Source organism: Photorhabdus sp. RM96S, from assembly GCF_042879335.1.
Classification (GTDB): Bacteria; Pseudomonadota; Gammaproteobacteria; order Enterobacterales; family Enterobacteriaceae; genus Photorhabdus; species Photorhabdus kayaii.
Map to the genome: position 1 here is coordinate 1 of NZ_JBHFKT010000273.1, position 234 is coordinate 234.

The 234-nt window shown below is 41.9% G+C and carries 1 rRNA gene; it reads left to right on the forward strand.

What is annotated here, in order from left to right:
• Positions 1 to 142: 142 nt before the first annotated feature.
• Positions 143 to 234: ribosomal RNA gene (locus tag ACGF49_RS25320) — 16S ribosomal RNA — on the forward strand; the annotation flags it as partial.

Consider the following 234-nt stretch of genomic DNA (forward strand, 5'->3'; position numbering starts at 1 on the left):
GCCTGCTCTTTAACAATTAATCAGACAATCTGTGTGGGCACTCACAAGACCGTATCACAAAAAATACGTTTTAAAGTCTTGAAGAGTGAACAACAGTTAATTCATTACGAACTAACGTAGGAATCTTTGAGCATCAAGCTTTGAATTGAAGAGTTTGATCATGGCTCAGATTGAACGCTGGCGGCAGGCCTAACACATGCAAGTCGAGCGGTAACAGGAAAGTGCTTGCGCTTT